Raw genomic sequence first — 22554 nt, 5'->3', positions numbered from 1 at the left:
CATTCCCTCAGTTGTCGAGCAGTTCCAGACGTACCAGGGCCACGCCGGCATTCAGTATCTCCAATTGCCGGGCAGCCTTGTAGGACAGGTCGATGATCCGTCCGCCGGTGTGGGGGCCGCGGTCGTTGATGCGCACCACCACGCTGCGGCGGGTTCTCAGGCTGGTTACCCGCACTCGGCTGCCGAGCGGCAGGGTGCGGTGGGCGGCCGTGAGGGTGTTGCGATCCACGAGCTCGCCACTGGCGGTACGCTTGCCGTGGTGGTGGTTGGCATAGTAGGAGGCCATGCCCTGGGCGCTGTAGCGGGCGGCTTCGAGCTGCTCCGAAGGGTAGCCGGCAAGCAGGGCGAGGAGGGCGAGTGGCAATGTTCGCAGCATGATCGAGGCTCCGGGAGGTGCAGCGCCGGCTTGGGCCAGGCGCTGTCGCTGGCTCAGCCTTCGAGCTTCTTCTTCAGCAGTTCGTTGACCTGGCCGGGGTTCGCCTTGCCTTTGGAGGCCTTCATCGCCTGGCCGACGAAGAAGCCGAACATCTTGGCGCGCTTGGCCTCGTCGGCGGCGCGGTACTGTTCGACCTGGGCGGCATTGGCGGCCAGCACTTCGTCGAGCATGCTTTCGATGGCGCCGGTGTCGGTGACCTGCTTCAAGCCCTTCCGCTCGATGATCGCATCGGCGCTAGCGCCCTCACTGGCGGCCAGGGCCTCGAAGACCATCTTGGCGATCTTGCCGGAGATGGTGTTGTCCTGGATGCGCTGGATCAGTCCGCCGAGCTGTTCGGCGGATACCGGCGAGCGCTCGATCTCCAGGCCTTCCTTGTTGAGCAGGCTGGACAACTCGCCCATCACCCAGTTGGCCGCCAGCTTGGCATCGCCGCAGACCTCGAAGACCGCCTCGAAGTACTCGGCCATCTCGCGGCTGGCCGACAGCACGCTGGCATCGTAGGCGGACAGAGCGTACTGGCTCTGGAAACGCTCGCGTTTCTGGTTGGGCAGCTCGGGCAGAGTTGCGCGCAACTGCTCGACGAAACCTTCTTCCAGCACCACCGGCAGCAGGTCGGGACAGGGGAAGTAGCGGTAATCGTTGGCTTCCTCCTTGCCGCGCATGGAGCGCGTCTCGTCCTTGTTCGGATCGTACAGGCGGGTTTCCTGGATTACCTTGCCGCCGTCCTCGATCAGCTCGATCTGCCGTTGAATCTCATGATTGATCGCCTTCTCGATGAAGCGGAAGGAGTTGACGTTCTTGATCTCGGCGCGGGTGCCGAAGGCTTCTTGGCCCCTCGGACGTACCGATACGTTGCAGTCGCAGCGCAGCGAACCCTCGGCCATGTTGCCGTCGCAGATACCGAGGTAGCGGACCAGTGCGTGGATCGCCTTGACGTAGGCGACCGCCTCTTTGGCCGAACGGATATCCGGTTCGGAGACGATTTCCAGCAGCGGCGTGCCGGCGCGGTTGAGGTCGATGCCGGTCATGCCGTGGAAGTCCTCGTGCAGGCTCTTGCCGGCGTCTTCCTCCAGATGCGCGCGGGTGATGCCGATGCGCTTGAGCGTGCCGTCCTCCAGGGTGATGTCCAGGTGGCCCTTGCCGACGATGGGTTTGTCCATCTGGCTGGTCTGGTAGCCCTTGGGCAGGTCCGGGTAGAAGTAGTTCTTACGGGCGAAGACGTTGGTATGGCCGATTTCCGCCTCGATGGCCAGGCCGAAGCGGACCGCCATGCGCACGGCTTCCTCGTTGAGCACTGGCAGGGTGCCGGGCATGCCAAGGTCGATCAGGCTGGCCTGGGTGTTGGGTTCGGCGCCGAAGGCGGTGGCGCTGCCGGAAAAGATCTTCGAGCGGGTGGCGAGCTGTGCGTGGATTTCCAGCCCGATCACGGTTTCCCATTGCATCTGTGTGTTCCTCGAATCTGGTGGCATGCGGCCCCTCTCCCGACCCTGCGGGCCAGCTTCTCCCCCGGCCGGGGGAGGGGCATCGGCCGCATTGCGGAGCGATGCCTCAATATCCTTCCGGTGCCCGCTGGTGCCAGTCGGTCGCCTGCTGGTACTGATGGGCGACGTTGAGCAGACGACCCTCCTGGAAGTAGGGCGCGAGCAATTGCACGCCCACCGGCAGGCCGTCAACGAAGCCGGCCGGCATGGACAGGCCGGGAATGCCGGCGAGGTTGGCGGTGATGGTGTAGATGTCCTCAAGGTAGGCGGCGACTGGGTCGTCGCCCTTCTCGCCGAGCTTCCACGCCGGATTCGGGGTAGTCGGGCCGAGGATCAGGTCCACCTCTTGGAAGGCGCCGATGAAGTCGCTGCGGATCAGCCGGCGGATCTTCTGCGCCTTGAGGTAGTAGGCGTCGTAGTAGCCGGCGGAGAGGGCGTAGGTGCCGACCATGATGCGCCGCTTCACTTCCGTGCCGAAGCCTTCGCCGCGCGAGCGCTTGTACAGGTCCTCGAGGCTCTGCGGGTTCTCGCAGCGGTAGCCGAAGCGCACGCCGTCGAAGCGTGACAGGTTGGAGGAGGCCTCGGCCGGGGCGATCACGTAGTAGGCGGGGATCGCATGCTGCATGCTGGGCAGGCCGATTTCCTTCACCGTGGCGCCGAGCTTCTTCAGTTCCTCGACGCAGGCCATCACCGCATCAGACAGGCGCGGATCGAGGCCGGCGCCGAAGTATTCGCGCGGCAGGCCGATGCGCAGGCCAGCCAGCGGCCGGTGCAAGGCGGCCAGGTAGTCGTCCACCGGCTGATCGACGCAGGTAGAGTCCTTCGGGTCGAAGCCGGCCATGGCGGAGAGCAGCAAGGCGCAGTCCTCGGCGCTGCGCGCCAGCGGGCCGCCCTGGTCGAGGCTGGAGGCATAGGCGATCATGCCCCAGCGCGAGACGCGGCCGTAGGTGGGCTTGAGGCCGGTGAGGTTGGTCAATGCCGCCGGCTGGCGGATGGAGCCGCCGGTATCGCTGCCGGTGGCCGCCGGGACCAACCGTGCCGCCACCGCGGCGGCCGAGCCGCCGGAGGAGCCGCCGGGGACGCATTCGCTGTTCCAGGGGTTTCTCACCGGGCCGTAGTGGCTGGATTCGCTGGCCGAGCCCATGGCGAACTCGTCCATATTCAGCTTGCCGAGGCTCACGCAGCCGGCGGCGGCGAGTCTCTCCACCACGGTGGCGTCGTAGGGGGCGACGAAGTCGTCGAGGATCTTCGAGGCGCAACTGGTGCGCACGCCCTTGGTGCAGAACAGATCCTTGTGGGCGATCGGCGCGCCGAGCAGGGCGCCGTTCTCGCCGGCGGCGCGCCGCGCATCGGCGGCGCGGGCCTGCTCCAGGGCCTGCTCGGCGGTGACGGTGATGAAGCTGTTGAGCCCGGGATCGAGTTCGGCGATGCGGGCCAGCAGGGCCTCGCTCAGCTCGACGGAGGAGAATTCCTTGGCGGCCAGGCCGCGGGCGATTTGCGCCAGAGTCAGTCGATGCATCACTCGATCACCTTGGGAACCAGATACAGGCCGTTCTCCACGGCCGGGGCGATGGCCTGGTAGGCGTCGCGGTGGTCGGTCTCGGTGACCTCGTCCGGACGCAGGCGCTGGGTGGCCTCCAGGGGATGGGCCAGGGGCTCGATGCCATGGGTGTCGACGGCCTGCATCCGGTCGATCAGGCCGAGGATGTCGTTCAGGGTCTGGGTAGTGCGTGGAATCTCGGCGTCGTCCAGCCCCAGGCGGGCCAGGTGAGCGATCTTTTCCACGTCGGAGCGTTCAAGCGCCATCGAAATTCTCCAGAGAAACGGGCAGCCGGCCGCTAGGGGGAAGTCCGGGCACCGGGGGCACGGACAGGGGGCGAAGACCGTGCTTGCCGGCCTTGCGGGCTGCAGAAAACGGGGAATTTAGCACAGTGGGCGCCTTGCCCAAAATCCCTGCCATTGTTAGAGTCTGCGCTCTTTTTTACCCATGCTTTGCCTCAGGGTTCCCGTCAATGTTCAAAAAACTTCGTGGCATGTTTTCCAGCGATCTGTCGATCGATCTGGGAACTGCCAACACCCTCATCTATATGCGCGAGCGCGGCATTGTTCTGAACGAGCCGTCCGTGGTCGCCATCCGCACGCACGGCAACCAGAAAAGCGTTGTGGCGGTTGGCACCGAGGCCAAGCGCATGTTGGGACGAACCCCGGGCAACATCACCGCGATCCGTCCGATGAAGGATGGCGTGATCGCCGATTTCAGCGTCTGCGAGAAGATGCTGCAGTATTTCATCAACAAAGTGCACGAGAGCAGTTTCCTGCAGCCCAGTCCGCGCGTGCTGATCTGCGTGCCCTGCAAGTCGACCCAGGTCGAGCGCCGGGCCATCCGCGAGTCGGCCCTCGGTGCCGGTGCCCGCGAAGTGTTTTTGATCGAGGAGCCGATGGCGGCGGCCATTGGCGCCGGCCTGCCGGTGGACGAGGCGCATGGCTCGATGGTGGTGGATATCGGCGGCGGCACCACCGAGATCGCCCTGATTTCGCTGAACGGCGTGGTCTATGCTGAATCGGTCCGGGTCGGTGGCGACCGTTTCGACGAAGCCATCGTCACCTATGTGCGGCGCAACTACGGCAGTCTGATCGGCGAGGCGACCGCCGAGCGCATCAAGCAGGAGATCGGTGCCGCCTGGCCGGGCAGCGAGGTGCGCGAGATGGACGTGCGCGGGCGCAATCTGGCCGAGGGCGTACCGCGCAGCTTCACTCTCAATTCCAACGAGGTGCTGGATGCGATCCAGGAGTCGCTGGCGAGCATCGTGCAGTCGGTGAAGAGCGCCCTGGAGCAGTCTCCGCCGGAGCTGGCCTCGGATATCGCCGAACGCGGTCTGGTACTGACCGGCGGGGGCGCCCTGTTACGCGATCTGGACAAGCTGCTGGCTCAGGAAACCGGACTGCCGGTGATCGTCGCCGAGGACCCGCTGACCTGTGTGGCGCGCGGCTGCGGCCGGGCGCTGGAAATGATCGACAGCCACCGCATGGATCTGCTTTCCACCGAGTGAGCCGCCGAGCCGGGCTCCGGGGGGCGCGCCGGAAGCGATGCTTTCCGGTGTCTCGGGGGGCGTGACAGGCGGTTGGGTGTGTAGTCGCGAGGAACCCGCTATCAAACTGCTCTTCAGCAAAGGGCCTTCGCTCGTGATGCGTCTGTTGGTGCTGGCGGTGCTCGCCGCCACGCTGATGGTCGTGGATGCCCGTTTCGACACGCTCAAGCCGGTACGCAGCCAAATGGGATTGGTGCTGACCCCTTTCTATTGGCTGGCCGATTTGCCGGTGCGCATCTGGGATGGTATCAATCAGCAATTCAGCAGCCGTAGCGAGCTGCTGGCGGAAAACGAGAAGCTCAAGGCCGAGGCCCTGCTGATGCAACGCCGCCTGCAGAAGCTGGCGGCGCTAACCGAGCAGAATGTGCGTCTGCGCGAACTGCTCAACTCCGCGGCGCTGGTGGACGAGAAGGTGCTGGTCGGCGAACTGATCGGCGTCGATCCCAATCCTTTCACCCATCGCATCCTGATCGACAAGGGCGAACGCGACGGGGTGTTTCTCGGCCAGCCGGTGCTCGATGCCCGTGGCTTGATGGGGCAGGTAGTGGAAGTCATGCCCTACTCCGCGCGGGTGCTGCTGCTCACCGATACTACCCACAGCATTCCGGTACAGGTCAACCGCAACGGTCTGCGCGCCATCGCCGTCGGCACCGGCAATCCGGAGCGTCTCGAACTGCGCCATGTCGCCGATACCGCCGACGTCAAGGAAGGCGACCTGCTGGTCAGCTCCGGCATGGGCCAGCGCTTTCCCGCCGGTTATCCGGTGGCCGTGGTGAGCGAGGTGATCCACGATTCCGGGCAGCCGTTCGCCATCGTTCGCGCGGTGCCCACGGCGGCCCTCAATCGTACCCGTTACATGCTCATGGTGTTCAGCGATCCGCGCTCGCCGGAGCAGCGCGCCAGCGAGGCGGCCCAGGCGCAGGAGGCGCACGATCGCCAGCTCGCCGAGCAGGCGAAGAAGCAGGATGCGAAGCCCTTGGCGGAGGCTGCGCCGGCTCCCGCGCCGGCGCAGCCGGCACGACCGGCCCCGGCAAGTGCGGGCGGGGCACGCTGAATGGGCGAGCACAACGGTTGGCTGATCTGGGCCAGCTATCTGGTGGGCCTATTGCTCAGCGTGGCGCCCATGCCGGATTTCATGGAGCTCGGCCGGCCGTTGTGGCTGGCGATGTTCATCACCTACTGGATTCTGTCCGTGCCGCAGCGAGTCAGCCTGACCCTGACCTGGCTGCTGGGGCTGGCGATGGATGTGCTCTATGGGGTACTGCTCGGACAGCATGCCCTGACCCTGACGCTGATCGCCTTCCTGATGCTGACCTTGCAGCAGCGTGTCCGCATGTTTCCGCTCTGGCAACAGAGCCTGGTCCTGCTGGTAGTCTTCGGCCTGGCTCAACTGGTACAGCTCTGGCTCAATGCATTGGCTGGCAATCGCCCGCCGACCCTGGTCTTCTTGCTGCCGGCCTTGGTCAGTGCCCTGCTCTGGCCCTGGGTGTTCACCGCTCTGCGCAGTCTTCGACTGCGCTTCAATGTCAATTGACCCCTGGTTCCGGCGCGACGGCCGGTGGATCTTCAGACAGAGGGAAATCCCATGGTTGCCACGCTCTACTTGGCCTCCGGCTCGCCCCGTCGACGCGAGTTGCTGACACAAATCGGCGTACCCTTCATCACGCTTGCGGTGACTATCGACGAAACTCCCCTGGCGGACGAAACTCCACCAACCTATGTGGAACGCTTGGCGCGCGACAAGGCGGCGGCCGGTCTAGCCGGTTTGGCCGACGACCACCAGGCGGTGGTGCTCGGTGCGGACACCACGGTGGCGCTGGATGGACGCATCCTTGGCAAACCGGGGAGTCGTGCCGAGGCGCTGGCCATGTTGCGGGCGCTCGGCGGGCGCAGGCACGAAGTGCTGACCGCGGTGGCCCTGGCTTCTGCCGGGCATTGCGAGGCGAGGCTGGTGCGCAGCCGGGTGACTTTCCGTCCGCTTGCCGCTGCCGAGACCGAGGTCTACTGGGCCACCGGCGAGCCGCTGGACAAGGCCGGCGGCTATGCCATCCAGGGCCTCGCCGCGGTATTCGTCAGCCATCTCGAGGGCAGCTACTCGGCGGTGGTCGGCCTGCCGCTCTGCGAAACCGCGCAACTGCTAGCCGAATTCGGCATTCCATGCTGGCAACGACAATGACAAGGCGCCTGAGCGGACAAGCCGCGCCCAGCTTCGGGAATATGCGATGAGCGAAGAAATCCTGATCAATATTACGCCGATGGAGTCGCGCGTAGCGGTGGTGGAGAACGGCGTACTGCAGGAGGTGTACGTCGAGCGCACCCAGCGCCGCGGCATCGTCGGCAACATCTACAAGGGGCGGGTAGTGCGGGTGCTGCCGGGCATGCAGGCGGCTTTCATCGACATCGGCCTGGAGCGCGCGGCATTCATCCATGCCGCGGAAATCTCCACTCGCGACGGCAGTGCGGTGGAGAACATCGCGGCCCTGGTGCACGAGGGACAGAGCCTGGTGGTGCAGGTCACCAAGGACCCGATCGGCAGCAAGGGGGCCCGGTTGACCACTCACCTGTCGATTCCTTCCCGCTATCTGGTCTACATGCCGCGTACCCGCCACCTAGGCATCTCTCTGAAGATCGAGGAGGAGGCCGAGCGCGAGCGTCTCAAGAAGGTGGTCGCCGACTGCGTGGCCAGCGAAGGGATCGAGCACGAGGGCGGTTTCATCTTGCGTACCGCCGCCGAGGGTGCCGGCGCCGACGAGATTCTCGCGGATATCCGCTATCTGCGCCGCTTGTGGGATCAGATCGCCGGGCAGATGCAGACCGCCAGCGCACCGGCAGTGATCTACGAGGACCTCAGCTTAGCCCTGCGCACCCTACGCGATCTGGTCAGCCCGCGCATCGAGAAGATTCGCATCGACTCGCGGGAAACCTTCCAGAAGGTTTTGCAATTCGTCTCCGAACTGATGCCCGAGATCACCGACCACCTCGAGCATTATCCCGGCGAGCGCCCGATTTTCGATCTCTATGGCGTCGAGGACGAGATCCAGCGGGCCTTGGAGCGCAAGGTGATGCTCAAGTCCGGTGGCTACCTGATCATCGATCCAGCCGAGGCGATGACTACCATCGACGTCAATACCGGCGCCTTCGTCGGCCATCGCACCCTGGAAGAAACCATCTTCAAGACCAATCTCGAAGCGGCCATCGCGATCGCCCGCCAGCTGCGCCTGCGCAATCTAGGCGGGATCATTATCATCGACTTCATCGACATGGAGGACGAGGAGCATCAGCGCCAAGTCCTGCGTACCCTGGAGAAGCAACTGGAGCGCGACCACGCCAAGACCAACATCATCGGCATCACCGTGCTGGGGCTGGTGCAGATGACCCGCAAGCGCACCCGGGAGAGCCTCGAGCAGGTGCTCTGCGAGCCCTGCAGCTGCTGCCAGGGACGTGGCAAGCTGAAGACGGCGGAGACCATCTGTTACGAGATCTTCCGCGAGATTCTCCGGGAGGCCCGCGCCTACCAAGCCGAGGGCTACCTGGTGCTGGCCAATCAGAAGGTGGTCGATCGACTGCTCGACGAGGAGTCGGGTAACGTCGCCGATCTCGAGGCCTTCATCGGCCGTCCGATCAAGTTCCAAGTCGAGAGCACTTACTCCCAGGAGCAATACGATGTCGTCCTGCTGTAAGCGCTGATCATGCGGCGATCTTCCCGCCTGTTCGCGATCGTCCTGCGTATCCTGTTCGGGCTCGGCTTCCTCGGCCTGATGCTGTTGGCGCTGAGCGTCAGCCTGGGGCGTCAGTTGGCGCCATTGGTCGCCGACACGCGCCTCGAAGTACAGGCGCGGGTCCGCGACGTACTGGACATGCCGGTCGCCATCCGTGCCCTGGAGGGGCGCTGGACTGCTTTGTCGCCACGCCTGTTGGCGCGTGATGTGACGATCGGCGAGGGCGAGGATGCGCTGCACCTGGAGCGGGTCCAGGTGCGCCTCGATCTGCTGCGCACTCTGCTGGCCCGCGAGTTGCGTGTCGCCGCGTTAGAGGTCGAGGGGGTGAGCTTCACCCTGGCGCAGGATGCCGGGGGGCGCTGGACCCTGGAGGGGGCGCCGCAGCGCGGCCGGCAGCGGCCGTTCAACCCGGACGAGTCCCTGCGCGCGCTCGAACGGATCGATCATCTGTCGCTGCTGGACAGCCAGGTCACTTTCGCGCCGCATGGGCAGGAGCCTTTCTCTCTCCAGAACGTCGACCTCACGTTGCGCAGCGACGGCTGGCGGCAACGTCTCGACGGCCGGCTGATCCTGCCCGACGGCCAGTTGTTGCAATTGAGCCTGCACGGCCAGTTGGCCGACGAGGGCTGGCGGCAGAGTTCCGCCGAGCTCTACGTCAACCTGCCGCAGAGCGATTGGGCGAGCTGGGTGCCGCGCAGCCTGACCGGCGACTGGCGGATCGAGCGGCTGCGTGCCGGTGGCGAGTTCTGGCTGGCCTGGGACAAGAGCCGCCTGCAGCGCGCGGCGGTCCGCCTGCAGGCGCCCGAGCTGCGCGTCCAGCGCACCGGGCAGGCGCCGGCCGAGGTGCGCGACCTGGCGCTGAGTGGGCATTTTCTAAGCGATGGCGAAAATCTCCGCGCCTTGATCGATTCGCTGCAAGCCGACTTCGTCGAGAGCCGCTGGGCGGGCGTGCAGATCGCGCTCGAGCACCGGACTGAGGCCGATGCCGCCTCTGTCTGGACGCTGACCGCCAACCATCTCGACCTGACCCCGCTGACCCCGTTGGTACAGTCCCTGGCGCCGCTGCCGGAGGCCGCCGAAGGCGTCCTAAAGGCTTTGCGGCCGCGTGGCAACCTGCGCAACCTGCGGCTGGATTACCGTCCCCAAGCCGAGGGAGGCCAGCGTCTCGCCTATGCGGCCAATCTTCAGGGCGTGGCCTTCGATGCCTGGCAGGGTGTGCCGGCGGCGAACAATGTCAGCGGCAGTGTCAGCGGTGATCTGGCCGGTGGCGAGCTGCGCTTCAACGGCGCGGACCTCGCCTTGCATCTCGCGCGCCTGTTCCCCCGTCCCTGGCACTACCGGCATGCGGCCGGTCAATTGTTCTGGCAGATCGACGAACAGAGCGTGACCCTGCGCAGCCCCTACGTGCAGACGGACGGCGAGGAGGGACGCGCCAGCGGGGACTTCCTGATCCGCCTGCGCCGCGATCCGGCGGAGGAGGACTACATGGATCTGCGCGTCGGTTTGCGCGATGGCGATGCCCGTTACGCCGAGAAATACCTGCCGACCCTTTCGCCTGGGCTGTCGCCGCAACTGGCCGACTGGCTGAAGACCGCGATCCATGCCGGCCGCGTGGACGAAGGCTATTTCCTCTATCAGGGCTCGCTTAACAAGGGCGCCGAGGATGCGGCGCGCAGCCTCGCTCTGTTCTTCAAGGTGCGCGATGTTGAGCTGGCCTATCAGCCGGGCTGGCCGGCGTTGCGCGAGGCACGGGGCGAGGTGTTCGTCGAGGATAGCGGCGTACGCGTGCGCCTGGATGGCGGGCGGGTGCTGGATACCCGGCTGAGTTCGGCCATGGCAGAGGTTCCTTCGGCCAAGGGTGAGGTGCCGCACTTGCACGTGGAGGGCGAGTTGGAAGGCAGCGTCGGCGACGGCTTGCGCATTCTCCGGGAAGCGCCGCTGGAGACCGCGCAAATCTTCGCCGGCTGGTCGGGCGAGGGGCCGCTGCGGGGGCGGCTCACGCTGGATATCCCGCTGCGCCGGGAGGCGGATCGGCCACCGCGGGTGGTGGCGGAGTTGCACACCGAGGGCGCGCGCCTGCAGATGGCTCAGCCGAACCTGCAGCTGACCCGCCTGCAAGGTGCCTTCAGCTACGATACGGCGAAGGGACTTAGTGCGCCGGACATCCGCGCCCAGGCGTTCGGCCGGCCAGTACGCGGCCGGGCTCTCGCCGAGGGGAGCAAGGGCAAAGCACGAACCCGCATCCAGGCCAGCGGTCAGGTATCCGCGGCGGAGCTTGCCAAGTGGTTGCAGGTAAGCCAGCGCCTGCCGCTGTCCGGCGAGCTACCTTATAGCCTCGAATTGCTGCTGGACGGCGCGAACAGTTGGCTGCAGACCGATTCCACCTTGCGCGGCCTGCGCATCGATCTGCCGGAGCCGCTAGGTAAGCCGGCCGGAGAGTCCCGCAATACGCGCTGGCGCATGACTCTGGACGGCGCCGAGCGCCGTTACCGGCTGGATTACGCCGATCTGGCCAGCCTGGCTCTGGCCGCGCCGCCCGGACGCTTCGGCGAAGGGCGTGGCGAATTGCTTCTCGGCAGTGGCAAGGCACGGTTGCCGAGGGCGCGTGGCCTCTGGCTGCGCGGCCGGATTCCCAGCCTGGACTGGGAGGCCTGGCAGACAGCCCTGGCCCCCTTGGCAGCCCAGGGCGGTGCGCAGGCCGGCCTGCTACGTGGCGCCGAACTGGAGATCGGTCGTTTTCAGGGGCTCGGTATCCACCTGGATTCGCTCGGCGCCTCGCTGACATCCGACCGGGCCGGCTGGAGCCTGCAACTGGAAAGCCCGCAGGTTCAGGGGCGCATCGCCATTCCGATGGCTTCCCAGGCGCCGATCGTCGTCGATCTGTCGCATCTGCAACTACCGGCCAGCATGGCCGGATCTAGCGGTGCGCCATCCGGCGCGTCGGCCGACGATCCCCTGCAGGCGGTCGACCCGCGGAAGATTCCGGCGTTGGATGTGCGCATCGCCCGCCTGCAACAAGGCGCCGAGCCGCTGGGCGCCTGGTCGCTGAAGGCTCGGCCGCGTCCCGACGGCGTGCAGTTCAGCGACCTGGATCTGGACCTCAAGGGTTTGCGAGTGCTCGGCAGCGCCGGCTGGCAGGGACGGCCCGGCGCTACCCGTAGCTGGTTCCGGGGGCGCTTGCAGGGGGGCGACCTCGCCGATGTGCTGCTGGCCTGGGGTTTCGCGCCGAGTGCGTCCAGCGAGAGGTTCCGTGTGGACATGGATGGCAACTGGCCGGGCTCTCTGGCGGCCCTGGCCTTGCAGCGCTATACGGGCAGCTTCGATGTCAGCCTGAGGCGGGGGCAATTTCACGAAGTGGAGGGCACGGCCTCGGCTCTGCGGGCGTTCGGCCTGCTCAACTTCGATGCTATTGGCCGTCGGTTACGCCTGGATTTCTCCGACCTGTTCGGCAAGGGTTTGAGCTATGACCGGGTCAAGGGGCTGGTCGAAGGGCGCGACGGGGTCTTCCGCACGGAGACTCCGCTGACCCTGACCGGTCCCTCAAGCAATCTGGAGCTGGACGGCGTCCTCGACGTGCCCGGCGATAACATCGATGCCAAACTGTTGGTCACCCTGCCGATCACCAACAACTTGCCGCTCGCCGCCCTGCTGGCCGGCGCACCGGCAATCGGCGGGGCTTTGTTCGTCGTGGACAAGCTGCTCGGCGATCGCGTGGCACGTTTCGCCAGTGTGCAGTATTGCGTCCAGGGTCCTTGGCGAGAGCCTAGAATTACCTTCGACAAGCCTTTCGAGAAGCCGCGCTAGCCGCAGGAAAGCTTGCAGTGGCCGGCAAAGTGCGAGAGCTTGGGCAGGCAAATCCTGGAAAAGCGGAGAAGGCCAATGAACGTGGCGGTATTGCAGATGGTCAGCCAGGACGATGTGCTGGCCAACCTCGCGACCGCGCGCCGTCTGCTCGAGCAGGCCGCTGCTGGGGGCGCGCGCCTTGCCGTCCTGCCGGAGAACTTCGCCGCCTTGGGCCGGCACGATAGCGCTGCCCTGGCCCGCGCCGAGGCCGAGGGACAAGGGCCGGTGCTGCCCTGCCTGCACCGGGCGGCCCGTGATTTCGGCCTGTGGATAGTCGCGGGCACCCTGCCGCTGCCGCCGGACGGTCGGCCATGGGCCAAGGCCCATGCCTGTTCGCTGCTGTTCGACGAGCATGGCGAGCAGGTGGCTCGCTACGACAAGCTGCACCTGTTTGACGTGGACGTGGCCGACCAGCGCGGACGCTACCGCGAATCGGACGACTATGCCCATGGCGAGCGGATCGTGGTGGCGGATACCCCGGTCGGTCGGCTCGGTCTGTCGGTCTGCTACGACCTGCGCTTCCCCGAACTCTATGCCGCCCTGCGCGATGCCGGTGCCGAGCTGATCAGTGCTCCCTCGGCCTTCACGGCGGTGACTGGCGCCGCCCACTGGCATGTGCTGGTGCGTGCGCGTGCGCTGGAAACTCAGTGCTATCTGCTGGCGGCCGCCCAGGGGGGCAGGCATCCCGGCCCTCGGGAAACCTATGGCCATTCGGTTATCGTCGATCCCTGGGGGCGGCCGTTGGCCGAGCAGGCGCAGGGCGAGGGCGTACTGCTGGCCTGCCGGGATGCCGACGAGCAGGCGGCGATCCGTCAGCGTATGCCGGTGCAGCGCCATCGGCGATTTTCAGTGTCGGCCGTGCCGCGGCCGATCGAAATGGAGTGAATATGAGCGAGTTGTTGTTACCCGTCAGCCAGCAGTTGCTGAGCCCCGGTGGTCTGGATCTCGATGCCTTGCCGGCGCTGCTCGGCGAACTGGCCGGCCCCGGCATCGACGCGGCCGATCTGTATTTTCAGAGCCAGATATCCGAGTCCTGGGTGCTAGAGGACGGTATCGTCAAGGAGGGCAGCTTCCATCTCGACCAGGGCGTCGGTGCGCGCGCTCAGTCCGGCGAGAAGACCGGATTCGCCTACAGCAACGCGATCACCGGCGAGGCGTTGCGTCAGGCGGCCCAGGCGGCGCGTTCGATCGCCCGTAACGGGCAGGCGGGCCGTGTTCAGGCTTTTAGCGGAGCGTCGGTGACGCGTCTCTATGCAGCCGACAATCCGCTGGAGGTGATCGATCGGGCTGCGAAGGTCGAGCTGCTCAAGCGCGTCGATGCCGCCACTCGGTCGCTGGACCCGCGCATCAAGCAGGTCACCGTAAGTCTGGCCGGCGCCTGGGAGCACATCTTGATCGCTGCCAGCGACGGCAGCCTGGGTGCCGACGTGCGTCCGCTGGTGCGTTTCAACGTCAGTGTCATCGTCGAGCAGAATGGTCGTCGCGAGCGCGGCGGGCACGGTGGCGGCGGACGCACCGACTACCGTTTATTCCTCGACGAGGAACGTGCCATGGGCTATGCCCGCGAGGCCGTGCGCCAGGCGCTGGTCAACCTCGAAACGATCCCGGCGCCGGCCGGTACGTTGCCAGTGGTACTCGGTCCGGGCTGGTCCGGCGTGCTGCTGCACGAGGCGGTTGGCCATGGACTGGAAGGGGATTTCAACCGCAAAGGCAGCTCGGCCTACAGTGGCCGGATCGGCGAGCAGGTAGCTTCCAGCCTGTGCACCATCGTCGACGACGGCACCTTGGCCGGCCGGCGCGGCTCGCTCAGCCTGGACGACGAGGGCACGCCGACCCAATGCACCACGCTGATCGAGAACGGCATTTTACGCGGTTACATGCAGGACAAGTTGAATGCCCGGCTGATGGGCGTGATGCCGACCGGCAACGGTCGCCGCGAGTCCTATTCGCACCTACCGATGCCGCGCATGACCAATACCTACATGCTGGCCGGGGAAAGCGAGCCCGAGGAGATCATCGCCTCGGTGAAGAAGGGGATTTATTGCGCCAGCCTGGGCGGCGGCCAGGTAGACATCACCAGTGGCAAGTTTGTCTTCTCCACCAGCGAGGCCTACCTGATCGAGGATGGCCGGATCACGGCACCGGTCAAGGGGGCGACCCTGATTGGCAATGGTCCGGAGGTGATGACTCGGGTTTCCATGGTTGGCAACGACTTGGCGCTCGATAGCGGTGTCGGCACCTGTGGCAAGGACGGTCAGTCGGTCCCGGTAGGGGTCGGCCAGCCCACCCTGAAGATCGATGCGATCACCGTCGGCGGTACCGGGGCCTGAGGCCGGTGCCGGGGTATCAGCGAAGCCCGCGCCTGCTTTCGTCGAGATCGCGGATGTATTTGAAGATCTTGCGGCTGGCGGCCAGTGGCTTGTTCTGCGCCGCCTCGTGGCGGGCCTGGCGGATCAGGCCGCGCAGGTGCTGGCGGTCGGTGTCCGGGTAGTCGCCGACGAAGGCCTCGAGCGCTTCGTCGCCGCCGTCGAGCAGCCGATCACGCCAGCGCTCGAGGGCGTGAAAGCGCTCGTTGTACTGGCGGCTGGACGCGTCCAACTGCTCGAAGAGGGCGAGAATGGCGTCGATGTCCTGGTCGCGCATCAGCTTGCCGATGTACTGGATGTGCCGCTTGCGGGCGATGTGCGCGGTGTGTTTCGGCGCATCCAGCAGGGCGCGGCGCAGGGCATCGGTCAGCGGCAGGCGATCGAGTTGCTCGGGCCTAAGGCCGGCGAGGCGCTCGCCGAGCTCCTGCAGGGCATGCAACTCGCGCTTGACCTGGGATTTGCTCTTCTCTTCGGAGAGGTCTTGGTGAAATTCAGACATGGTGGTGGTCCAGAGATACAGGCCGCCATGATAACAGCAGCTCCGGAGCGACTGGCCCGGACCTGACAGGAGTAGTTATGAATCCAGCAGAAATGGTAGGTCCGCAGGCGCTACCGGAGTTGCGGGCCAAGGTCGAGCGGATACTCGCCGAAAGCGCGCGGCAGGGTGCCACGGCCTGCGAAGTATCCGTATCCATCGAGCAGGGCCTGTCCACCACGGTGCGTCAGGGTGAGGTGGAGACCGTCGAGTTCAATCGCGACCAGGGGTTCGGTATCACCCTCTATCTGGGTCAGCGCAAGGGCTCGGCGAGCACTTCGGCGACGGGCGAGGAGGCGATCCGGGAAACCGTGGCCGCCGCGTTGGCGATCGCCCGGCACGCCTCTGAGGACGACTGCGCTGGTTTGCCGGACGCTAGCCTGATGCCGGACGAGCTACCGGAACTGGATCTCTTCCATCCTTGGGCGATCGTTCCCGAGCAGGCCATCGAGCGTGCGCTGGAATGCGAGGCGGCGGCCTTTGCCGCCGATCCGCGGATTCGCAATGCCGACGGCACTTCGCTCAATTCGCACCAGGGATGCCGCGTCTACGGTAACAGCCATGGCTTCGTCGGCGGCTATGCCAGTACCCGGCACAGTCTCAGTTGCGTGATGATCGCCGAAGGCAAAGGCCAGATGCAGCGCGACTACTGGTATGACGTCAACCGGATTGGCGAGGCGCTGGCCGATCCGCAGACGATCGGTCGGCAGGCGGCGGAGCGGGCTGTGCGTCGTCTCGGCGCGCGGCCGGTGCCGACCTGTGAGGTACCGGTGCTGTTCTCCGCCGAACTGGCTACCGGCCTGTTCGGGCATTTCATCGCCGCCATTACCGGTGGCAATCTCTATCGGCATGCCTCTTTTCTCGAAGGAGCCCTTGGCGAGCAGTTGTTTCCCGAGTGGTTGAGTCTCGACGAGCGCCCGCATATTCCCCGTGCGTTGGGCAGCGCTGCCTTCGACGCTGACGGATTACCGACCCGCACCAAGCATTTCGTCGAGCAGGGGCGTTTGGCCAGCTATGCCTTGGGAACCTATTCGGGACGCAAGCTGGGTATGCCGAGCACGGCCAATGCCGGTGGAGTGCACAACCTGTTCGTGACCCATGGCGATGAGAATCAGGCCGCACTGATTCGCCGCATGGGGCGTGGATTGCTATTGACCGAGCTGATGGGGCAGGGGCTCAACCTGGTGACCGGCGATTACTCCCGTGGTGCCGGTGGTTTCTGGGTTGAGAACGGCGAGATCCAGTATCCGGTCCAGGAAGTGACCATCGCCGGCAATCTGCGTGACATGTTCCGACGGATTGTCGCGGTCGGTAACGATTTGGAGTATCGCAGCAACATCTGCACCGGTTCGGTGCTCGTGGAGCGGATGACCCTGGCGGGAAGCTGAGCGGTGGCGCCGAGCCGAATGGCTACCGTCGGAGCTCCCGGCGGTAGTGGGGCGGCGTCATTCGTCTTCGTCGAAGCGATTGTTGATCAGTTGGACCAGGGCCTCCAGCGCCTCCCTGTCCTGCTCGCCTTCCGTATGCAGGTGAATGACCGTTCCTTTGCCGGCGGCCAGCATCATGACTGCCATAATGCTCTTGCCATCGACCAAGTTCTCCGGCGTGCGGCCGATGCGTACCGCGCAGGCATAGCGTCCGGCGATGCCGACGAACTTGGCGGCTGCCCGGGCATGCAGCCCGAGCTTGTTGATGATGGTGACTTCGCAGGCGGGCATCGCGTTATCCATCCTTCAGCGTCAGCAAAGGTCGCGGTGGCGAACCTGAACGTTCTTAAGTGACTGCTTCAAGGCTTCGCCGAGCCGATCGGCCAGGTAGACCGAACGGTGGTGGCCGCCCGTGCATCCGATCGCGATAGTGACATAAGCGCGGTTGCTGGCGGCGAAGCGGGGTAGCCATTTCTGCAAATAGGTCAGGATGTCCTGATACATCTCTTCGACGTCCGGCTGGACGGCGAGGTAGTCGACGACCGGTTGGTCCAGGCCGGAAAAATCGCGCAGATCCGGTTTCCAGTAGGGGTTGGGCAGACAGCGCACATCGAATACCAGATCCGCATCCACTGGCATTCCCTTCTTGAAACCGAAGGATTCGATCAGAAAGGCCGTTCCCGGTTCCGGCTTGTTCAGCAAACGCAGCTTGAGCGTGTCGCGCAACTGGTAAAGATTGAGATGGGTCGTGTCGATCTTCAGATCGGCCAGGTCCTTGATCGGTGTGAGTAAACGGCCTTCGTCGCGGATCGCTTCGGCCAGCGAGCGATTCTCATTGGTCAGCGGGTGGCGCCGGCGGGTTTCCGAGAAGCGCTTGAGTAGGGTTTTGTCGTCGGCATCCAGGTAGAGCAGGTCGCAGAGAATATAACGGGTGCGCACTTCGGCGAGCAGTTCGGGGAAGCGTTTCAACTGGCTGGGCAGGTTGCGTGCGTCGATGGATACGGCGACCTGTGGCTCGAGCAGTTCGGTATGCAACAGCGCCCGCTCGGCCAGCTCGGGAAGCAGAACCGCCGGCAGGTTGTCGATGCAGAAGAAGCCGTTGTCCTCCAGCACGTTGAGGGCAGTGCTTTTACCGGAGCCAGAGCGGCCACTGACGATGATCATGCGCATGATGAGGGCTTTCCGTCGTCAGGCATGAATGCCGAAAGCTGGGTTGCCAATTTGCTCGTTCACGGCCGACGAACCTCCGCATTCCGGTGAAAACTTTACAGGCTCTTCTGTGCGTCCGCGACCACCTGGTAAAGGGCTTCGCTGCTCTCGACTTGGCGCAGGCGCTCGCGCACCTCGCTACGATCAAGCATGCTGGCAATCTGGCGGAGCAATTGCAGATGCTCGTCGGTGGCGGCTTCCGGCACCAGCAGAACGAACAAAAGGTCTACCGGAGCGCCATCGATGGCATCGAAGTCGATCGGCGCATCCAGTCGCAGCAGGACACTGATCGGGGCAGGACAGCCGGGCAGGCGGCAATGAGGAATGGCGATGCCGTTACCGAAACCGGTCGAGCCCAGTTTTTCACGGGCAATCAGGTTCTCGAAAATCATCTGCTGATTCAGATCGGGCATTTCGCGGGCGACCAGATTGGCTATGTATTCGAGAGCGCGTTTCTTGCTTCCTCCCGGCACGTTCACCAGGGAACGGCCGGGGGTCAGAATGTCTTCGAGTCTGATCATGGGGCAGGAGAGTCAGCGGGCCGTTGCGCCCTGCTGGCGTTCGATCTGCTTTTCCTTATGCTTGATCAGTTGGCGATCAAGCTTGTCGGCCAGCAGGTCGATGGCCGCATACATGTCTTCGTGCTCGGCATTGGCGACCACTTCGGCGCCAGAGACATGCAGGGTCGCTTCGATCTTTTGCTTGAGCTTCTCGACCGTCATGATCACCTGAACACTGGTGATGCGGTCGAAATGGCGTTCGAGCCGGCTGATCTTCTCCTCGACATAGTCGCGCAGGGCGTCGGTCACATCCAGTTGATGTCCACTGATGTTGACTTGCATACCGCTTCTCCTTGTTTCTATTTGATGCAGGCTGACGGGCCTGCTACCGGTATACGCTGCTTCGGGTGAGGCGCCGGACGGTTGCTGCCGGCGCAATGGGCAAACCCGATCCCGTCCCGTTACATAAGCCGCTTGCGTTCGCTGGAAGGTGCAATACTGAGCGATTCCCGGTATTTGGCAACTGTACGGCGAGCCACCTGTATGCCTTGTTCTTCCAGTAAACCAGCGATCTTGCTGTCGCTCAATGGCTTTTTCGGATTTTCCGCCGCAATCAATTTTTTGATGATGGCGCGGATGGCCGTGGACGAGCACTCACCGCCTTCGGCGGTACTGACGTGACTGGAAAAGAAGTACTTCAGCTCGTAAATACCGCGTGGAGTATGCATGTATTTCTGGGTGGTGACCCTGGAGATGGTCGATTCGTGCATGCCGACAGCCTCGGCGATATCATGCAGCACCAGCGGTTTCATGGCCTCTTCGCCGTAGTCGAGAAAGCCGCGTTGGTGCTCGACGATTTGGGTCGAAACCTTCATCAAGGTTTCGTTGCGACTTTGCAGGCTTTTGATGAACCAGCGCGCCTCCTGCAGTTGGTTGCGCATGAAGGTGTTGTCGGCGCTGGCGTCGGCGCGTCTGATGAAGCCTGCGTAATGAGGGTTGATGCGCAGGCGCGGCACCGCCTCCTGATTGAGCTCCACCAGCCAGCGATCGTTGTGCTTGCGCACGATGACGTCAGGCACGACATATTCGGGCTCGCTGCTCTCGATCTGGGCTCCGGGACGAGGGTTGAGGCTCTGGATCAGCTCGATCACTGGACGCAATTCTTCTTCCTTGAGTTTCATGCGTCGCATCAACTGGGTGAAGTCGCGGTTACCCAGCAAGTCAAGATAGTCCTTGGCCAGTCGTTTCGCCTCTTCCAGCCAGGGGGTATCGGGCGGTAGCTGGCGCAGTTGCAGCAGCAGCGATTCGCTGAGGTCGCGGGCAGCGATCCCGGTCGGTTCGAATTGCTGGATGCGGCGCAGCACCATTTCCACTTCGTCGAGTTCGACTTCCAATTCCGGGTCCAGAGAGGCGAGAATTTCCTCTAGGGCGGCCTCCAGATAGCCGTCGCTGTTGATGCTGTCGATCAGAGTAACGGCGATCAGGCGATCGGTATCCGACATTGGGGTCAGGTTCAACTGCCAGAGCAGATGGCTCTGCAGGCTCTCGCCCGTGGAGGTGCGGGTGGTGAAGTCCCACTCGTCTTCATCGGTACTCGGCAGGTTGCTGGCACTGGTCTGGTAGATGTCTTCCCAGGCGGTATCTACCGGCAGCTCGCTGGGAATCCGCTCGTGCCAGTCGCCCTCTTCGAGGGTACCGCCATCCTCGCTAGCCGCCCCACCCTCGTAGCCTTCCTGGTAAGAGCCTGGCGTGGTGTCGAGCGTCGACTGGTCTCCATGCTCGCCCAGCATATCCGGGCTGTCGTAGTCCTCGGCGTCCTCCTGACGCTCCAGCATGGGATTGGAATCGAGGGCCTCCTGGATTTCCTGCTGCAGATCCAGGGTCGACAATTGAAGCAGACGGATGGCTTGTTGCAGCTGCGGGGTCATCGTCAGCTGCTGCCCCATCTTAAGGACTAGCGATGGTTTCATATTGTAGGAAGCACCATATTTGCCGAAGCATTCGCGTCAATCACTACGAGGCGACGATGCGCCCTCTTAAAGCAAATTCTATGCCTGATTATAACGGAATTTGACTGGTCTATCCCACTCTGTGGAGCGTCTCATAGTCGGAATTCGTGGCCGAGATAGACCTCCTGCACCAGTTTGTTGGTAAGGACGGCCTCGGCGTCGCCTTCGGCTATCAATTGTCCGTCGTTGACGATGTAGGCGGTTTCGCAGATATCCAGCGTTTCACGGACATTATGGTCGGTGATCAGGACGCCGATGCCCTTGTTCTTGAGGTGGTGGATGATCTGCTTGATGTCGTTCACCGAGATCGGGTCGACACCGGCAAAGGGTTCGTCGAGCAGGATGAACTTCGGTGTAGTGGCCAGGGCGCGGGCGATCTCGACGCGACGCCGTTCGCCGCCGGAGAGGCTCATGCCGAGGCTGTCGCGAATATGGCTGATGTGGAACTCCTGCAGCAGGGCTTCGAGTGCCTGGCGGCGGCCTTCTTTGTCGAGATCCTTGCGCGTTTCGAGAATCGCCATGATGTTGTCGGCCACCGTGAGCTTGCGGAAGATCGAAGCCTCCTGGGGCAGGTAGCCGATACCCACCCGGGCGCGGCCGTGCATGGGGAGATGGGTTACATCGTCCTGGTCGACCAGGATACGCCCCTGATCGGCACGGACCAGGCCGACGATCATGTAGAAACAGGTGGTCTTGCCGGCGCCGTTGGGACCGAGCAGGCCGACGATCTGGCCGCTCTCGATCGAGAGGCTGACGTCGCGGACGACCTGACGGCCCTTGTAGCTTTTGGCCAAATGCTGGGCTTTGAGGGTGGCCATTACTGTGTCTGTCCTGGCTGCTGTTTCTTTTTCGGTTGAATGACCATGTCGATCCGCGGCTTCGGGCTGGTTACTTTGGCCCCCGTGGCGCGACCTGCGTTGACGATCTGGCGCTGGGTGTCGTAGACGATCTTCTCTCCTTCGAAGGTATTGCCGTCCTGGATCACGCGAGCCTTGTCGATCAACACGATGCGTTCGTTTTCGGCGAAATACTGGATGGTCTGGCCGTAGGCCTTGACGACGCTCTTGTCGGGCGCCGGCTTCTGCTCGTAGTAGGCCGGATTGCCGACCGAGGTGAAGACCTTGATGTCGCCATTGTCGTCCTGGGTGATGGTGACCTTGTTGCCGGTGATCTTCAGCGTGCCCTGAGTGATCATCACGTCGCCGTGGTAGACCGCGACGCCTTGCTTGTCATCGAGTTCGGCGCTGTCGGCCTGGACGCGAATCGGCTGGTCGCGATCGGAGGTGAGGGCCCAGGCGCTCGCCGCCCCCAGCAGGGGCAGGCTGAGCAGGAGAGGGAGGACCCGGTGGGAGAAACGGTTAGCGAACCTCATGCTGGCCTCTTACACTGGACAGCAGGTGCATCCTGCTGTCATCCAAATACGCTTTCATCCCGACGGCCGTGGTCACCCCGTTGGCCGCTTCGATCTTAACGGGTTGCTGGGTTTCGGCATATTCCCGCTCGGGAAACACGCTCAGGTGACTGGTTGTGAGGATGGTCGGGCGTCCCTGGGTATCGGTGCGCTCGACCCGCACCGCATCGACCAGTTCGACCTGATCTCCTGCGGGGCTGACCTCGCCTCGCTCGCTGCGTACGTGCCAGGGGATGGGGGTGCCGCGGAAAAGCAGCAGGTCGGGTCGGGTGAGCAGGGTGATTTCGCTGGTCTTGAGGTGTTCCACTTTCTCGGCTGTCATCTCGTAATGCAGCTTGCCTTCTGCTTGGTATTGCAGTGTGTAGGCGTTGGTCGCGTAGAAGTCGATGGCTCTGTCGTCAGAGGCGGCAGGCGTCTTGTCCATGAAGCTCGCAGGGCGAATGTTCCAGTAACCCACTGCTGCCAGCAGAGCAGCCAGAACCAGCAGGAGCAGGATCAGGGGGGAGCGAAGTTTGCGCAGCATCATCAC

General features: G+C 64.2%; 22 protein-coding genes. 9 read left to right on the top strand and 13 right to left on the bottom strand.

Features of this window, described 5'->3' with window-relative positions:
* Window positions 1-7 precede the first annotated feature (7 nt).
* The 4 genes from ACGI6K_RS16275 to gatC form a co-directional block, all read right to left on the bottom strand.
* A complete protein-coding gene (locus ACGI6K_RS16275; RefSeq protein ID WP_376948660.1) occupies window positions 8-376 on the bottom strand; it encodes a septal ring lytic transglycosylase RlpA family protein in 369 nt (122 codons plus the stop codon).
* Between the two features lie 53 nt (window positions 377-429).
* A complete protein-coding gene (gatB, locus tag ACGI6K_RS16270) occupies window positions 430-1878 on the bottom strand; it encodes an Asp-tRNA(Asn)/Glu-tRNA(Gln) amidotransferase subunit GatB (protein WP_376948658.1) in 1449 nt (482 codons plus the stop codon).
* A gap of 106 nt (window positions 1879-1984) precedes the next feature.
* On the bottom strand, window positions 1985-3436 hold the full coding sequence (gene gatA, locus ACGI6K_RS16265) for an Asp-tRNA(Asn)/Glu-tRNA(Gln) amidotransferase subunit GatA (RefSeq protein ID WP_376948656.1): 1452 nt from the start codon (window positions 3434-3436) through the stop codon (window positions 1985-1987).
* Window positions 3436-3723, bottom strand: a complete 288-nt coding sequence (gene gatC, locus ACGI6K_RS16260; protein WP_012699910.1) for an Asp-tRNA(Asn)/Glu-tRNA(Gln) amidotransferase subunit GatC — start codon at window positions 3721-3723, stop codon at window positions 3436-3438. The genes gatA and gatC overlap by 1 nt, the downstream gene beginning before the upstream one ends.
* A gap of 206 nt (window positions 3724-3929) precedes the next feature.
* Here gatC and ACGI6K_RS16255 point away from each other — a divergent pair, with 206 nt between their 5' ends.
* The 8 genes from ACGI6K_RS16255 to tldD all read left to right on the top strand — a co-directional run bounded on the left by ACGI6K_RS16255 (window position 3930) and on the right by tldD (window position 14898).
* Entirely contained in the window at window positions 3930-4967 is a 1038-nt protein-coding gene (locus ACGI6K_RS16255; protein ID WP_376948654.1) for a rod shape-determining protein, read from the top strand.
* A 37-nt stretch (window positions 4968-5004) separates the two neighbouring features.
* Entirely contained in the window at window positions 5005-6060 is a 1056-nt protein-coding gene (gene mreC, locus ACGI6K_RS16250) for a rod shape-determining protein MreC (protein WP_376948652.1), read from the top strand.
* Complete coding sequence (gene mreD / locus ACGI6K_RS16245; protein ID WP_012699913.1) at window positions 6061-6540, top strand: rod shape-determining protein MreD; 480 nt, start codon at window positions 6061-6063, stop codon at window positions 6538-6540.
* Between the two features lie 51 nt (window positions 6541-6591).
* On the top strand, window positions 6592-7182 hold the full coding sequence (locus tag ACGI6K_RS16240) for a Maf family protein (protein ID WP_376948649.1): 591 nt from the start codon (window positions 6592-6594) through the stop codon (window positions 7180-7182).
* 46 nt (window positions 7183-7228) lie between these two features.
* A complete protein-coding gene (gene rng, locus ACGI6K_RS16235) occupies window positions 7229-8686 on the top strand; it encodes a ribonuclease G (RefSeq protein ID WP_376948647.1) in 1458 nt (485 codons plus the stop codon).
* A gap of 9 nt (window positions 8687-8695) precedes the next feature.
* Complete coding sequence (locus tag ACGI6K_RS16230) at window positions 8696-12529, top strand: YhdP family protein (protein ID WP_376948645.1); 3834 nt, start codon at window positions 8696-8698, stop codon at window positions 12527-12529.
* Window positions 12530-12604: 75 nt separating this feature from the next.
* A complete protein-coding gene (locus tag ACGI6K_RS16225; protein ID WP_376948643.1) occupies window positions 12605-13453 on the top strand; it encodes a carbon-nitrogen hydrolase family protein in 849 nt (282 codons plus the stop codon).
* A 2-nt stretch (window positions 13454-13455) separates the two neighbouring features.
* Window positions 13456-14898: a metalloprotease TldD gene (tldD, locus tag ACGI6K_RS16220; RefSeq protein ID WP_376948641.1), complete on the top strand. Its 1443-nt coding sequence runs from the start codon at window positions 13456-13458 to the stop codon at window positions 14896-14898.
* 16 nt (window positions 14899-14914) lie between these two features.
* Here the strand turns inward: tldD and yjgA are convergent, their stop codons facing one another.
* On the bottom strand, window positions 14915-15433 hold the full coding sequence (gene yjgA / locus ACGI6K_RS16215; RefSeq protein WP_376948639.1) for a ribosome biogenesis factor YjgA: 519 nt from the start codon (window positions 15431-15433) through the stop codon (window positions 14915-14917).
* A 77-nt stretch (window positions 15434-15510) separates the two neighbouring features.
* Here yjgA and pmbA point away from each other — a divergent pair, with 77 nt between their 5' ends.
* The gene (gene pmbA / locus ACGI6K_RS16210; protein WP_376948637.1) at window positions 15511-16857 is read left to right on the top strand and encodes a metalloprotease PmbA; all 1347 of its coding nucleotides are present in this window, start codon (window positions 15511-15513) and stop codon (window positions 16855-16857) included.
* Between the two features lie 57 nt (window positions 16858-16914).
* On the opposite strand, the gene ACGI6K_RS16205 is transcribed toward pmbA, so the two are convergent.
* The 8 genes from ACGI6K_RS16205 to lptC form a co-directional block, all read right to left on the bottom strand.
* Entirely contained in the window at window positions 16915-17187 is a 273-nt protein-coding gene (locus ACGI6K_RS16205; protein WP_376948635.1) for an HPr family phosphocarrier protein, read from the bottom strand.
* Window positions 17188-17208: 21 nt separating this feature from the next.
* A complete protein-coding gene (rapZ, locus tag ACGI6K_RS16200; RefSeq protein WP_376948633.1) occupies window positions 17209-18066 on the bottom strand; it encodes an RNase adapter RapZ in 858 nt (285 codons plus the stop codon).
* A gap of 95 nt (window positions 18067-18161) precedes the next feature.
* The gene (ptsN, locus tag ACGI6K_RS16195; RefSeq protein ID WP_376948631.1) at window positions 18162-18626 is read right to left on the bottom strand and encodes a PTS IIA-like nitrogen regulatory protein PtsN; all 465 of its coding nucleotides are present in this window, start codon (window positions 18624-18626) and stop codon (window positions 18162-18164) included.
* 12 nt (window positions 18627-18638) lie between these two features.
* Window positions 18639-18947 (bottom strand): ribosome hibernation-promoting factor, HPF/YfiA family, encoded by a 309-nt coding sequence (gene hpf, locus ACGI6K_RS16190; protein ID WP_012699924.1) that lies wholly within the window; start codon window positions 18945-18947, stop codon window positions 18639-18641.
* Window positions 18948-19066: 119 nt separating this feature from the next.
* The gene (locus tag ACGI6K_RS16185) at window positions 19067-20575 is read right to left on the bottom strand and encodes an RNA polymerase factor sigma-54 (RefSeq protein ID WP_376948629.1); all 1509 of its coding nucleotides are present in this window, start codon (window positions 20573-20575) and stop codon (window positions 19067-19069) included.
* Window positions 20576-20706: 131 nt separating this feature from the next.
* Window positions 20707-21432, bottom strand: a complete 726-nt coding sequence (lptB, locus tag ACGI6K_RS16180) for an LPS export ABC transporter ATP-binding protein (protein ID WP_012699926.1) — start codon at window positions 21430-21432, stop codon at window positions 20707-20709.
* On the bottom strand, window positions 21432-21986 hold the full coding sequence (lptA, locus tag ACGI6K_RS16175) for a lipopolysaccharide transport periplasmic protein LptA (RefSeq protein WP_376948626.1): 555 nt from the start codon (window positions 21984-21986) through the stop codon (window positions 21432-21434). Before lptA ends, lptB begins: the two co-directional genes overlap by 1 nt.
* A complete protein-coding gene (lptC, locus tag ACGI6K_RS16170) occupies window positions 21973-22548 on the bottom strand; it encodes an LPS export ABC transporter periplasmic protein LptC (RefSeq protein ID WP_376948624.1) in 576 nt (191 codons plus the stop codon). The genes lptA and lptC overlap by 14 nt, the downstream gene beginning before the upstream one ends.
* Window positions 22549-22554 lie beyond the last annotated feature (6 nt).

This window comes from Azorhizophilus paspali, assembly GCF_043587585.2.
In the GTDB taxonomy this organism is placed as follows: Bacteria; Pseudomonadota; Gammaproteobacteria; order Pseudomonadales; family Pseudomonadaceae; genus Azotobacter; species Azotobacter paspali.
The sequence above is the reverse complement of the archived record's forward strand: the minus strand, read 5'-3'. Positions and strand labels throughout refer to the sequence as shown.

Coding starts and splice junctions, on each gene's coding strand:
- ACGI6K_RS16205 (WP_376948635.1), bottom strand. CDS start 17,187: ATGCCCGCCTGCGAAGTCACCATCATCAACAAGCTCGGGCTGCATGCC.
- gatB (WP_376948658.1), bottom strand. CDS start 1,878: ATGCAATGGGAAACCGTGATCGGGCTGGAAATCCACGCACAGCTCGCC.
- gatA (WP_376948656.1), bottom strand. CDS start 3,436: ATGCATCGACTGACTCTGGCGCAAATCGCCCGCGGCCTGGCCGCCAAG.
- ACGI6K_RS16275 (WP_376948660.1), bottom strand. CDS start 376: ATGCTGCGAACATTGCCACTCGCCCTCCTCGCCCTGCTTGCCGGCTAC.
- lptC (WP_376948624.1), bottom strand. CDS start 22,548: ATGCTGCGCAAACTTCGCTCCCCCCTGATCCTGCTCCTGCTGGTTCTG.
- yjgA (WP_376948639.1), bottom strand. CDS start 15,433: ATGTCTGAATTTCACCAAGACCTCTCCGAAGAGAAGAGCAAATCCCAG.
- tldD (WP_376948641.1), top strand. CDS start 13,456: ATGAGCGAGTTGTTGTTACCCGTCAGCCAGCAGTTGCTGAGCCCCGGT.
- mreD (WP_012699913.1), top strand. CDS start 6,061: ATGGGCGAGCACAACGGTTGGCTGATCTGGGCCAGCTATCTGGTGGGC.
- hpf (WP_012699924.1), bottom strand. CDS start 18,947: ATGCAAGTCAACATCAGTGGACATCAACTGGATGTGACCGACGCCCTG.
- ACGI6K_RS16240 (WP_376948649.1), top strand. CDS start 6,592: ATGGTTGCCACGCTCTACTTGGCCTCCGGCTCGCCCCGTCGACGCGAG.
- ptsN (WP_376948631.1), bottom strand. CDS start 18,626: ATGATCAGACTCGAAGACATTCTGACCCCCGGCCGTTCCCTGGTGAAC.
- rapZ (WP_376948633.1), bottom strand. CDS start 18,066: ATGCGCATGATCATCGTCAGTGGCCGCTCTGGCTCCGGTAAAAGCACT.
- lptB (WP_012699926.1), bottom strand. CDS start 21,432: ATGGCCACCCTCAAAGCCCAGCATTTGGCCAAAAGCTACAAGGGCCGT.
- mreC (WP_376948652.1), top strand. CDS start 5,005: ATGCTTTCCGGTGTCTCGGGGGGCGTGACAGGCGGTTGGGTGTGTAGT.
- ACGI6K_RS16225 (WP_376948643.1), top strand. CDS start 12,605: ATGAACGTGGCGGTATTGCAGATGGTCAGCCAGGACGATGTGCTGGCC.
- lptA (WP_376948626.1), bottom strand. CDS start 21,986: ATGAGGTTCGCTAACCGTTTCTCCCACCGGGTCCTCCCTCTCCTGCTC.
- gatC (WP_012699910.1), bottom strand. CDS start 3,723: ATGGCGCTTGAACGCTCCGACGTGGAAAAGATCGCTCACCTGGCCCGC.
- ACGI6K_RS16185 (WP_376948629.1), bottom strand. CDS start 20,575: ATGAAACCATCGCTAGTCCTTAAGATGGGGCAGCAGCTGACGATGACC.
- ACGI6K_RS16255 (WP_376948654.1), top strand. CDS start 3,930: ATGTTCAAAAAACTTCGTGGCATGTTTTCCAGCGATCTGTCGATCGAT.
- ACGI6K_RS16230 (WP_376948645.1), top strand. CDS start 8,696: ATGCGGCGATCTTCCCGCCTGTTCGCGATCGTCCTGCGTATCCTGTTC.
- pmbA (WP_376948637.1), top strand. CDS start 15,511: ATGAATCCAGCAGAAATGGTAGGTCCGCAGGCGCTACCGGAGTTGCGG.
- rng (WP_376948647.1), top strand. CDS start 7,229: ATGAGCGAAGAAATCCTGATCAATATTACGCCGATGGAGTCGCGCGTA.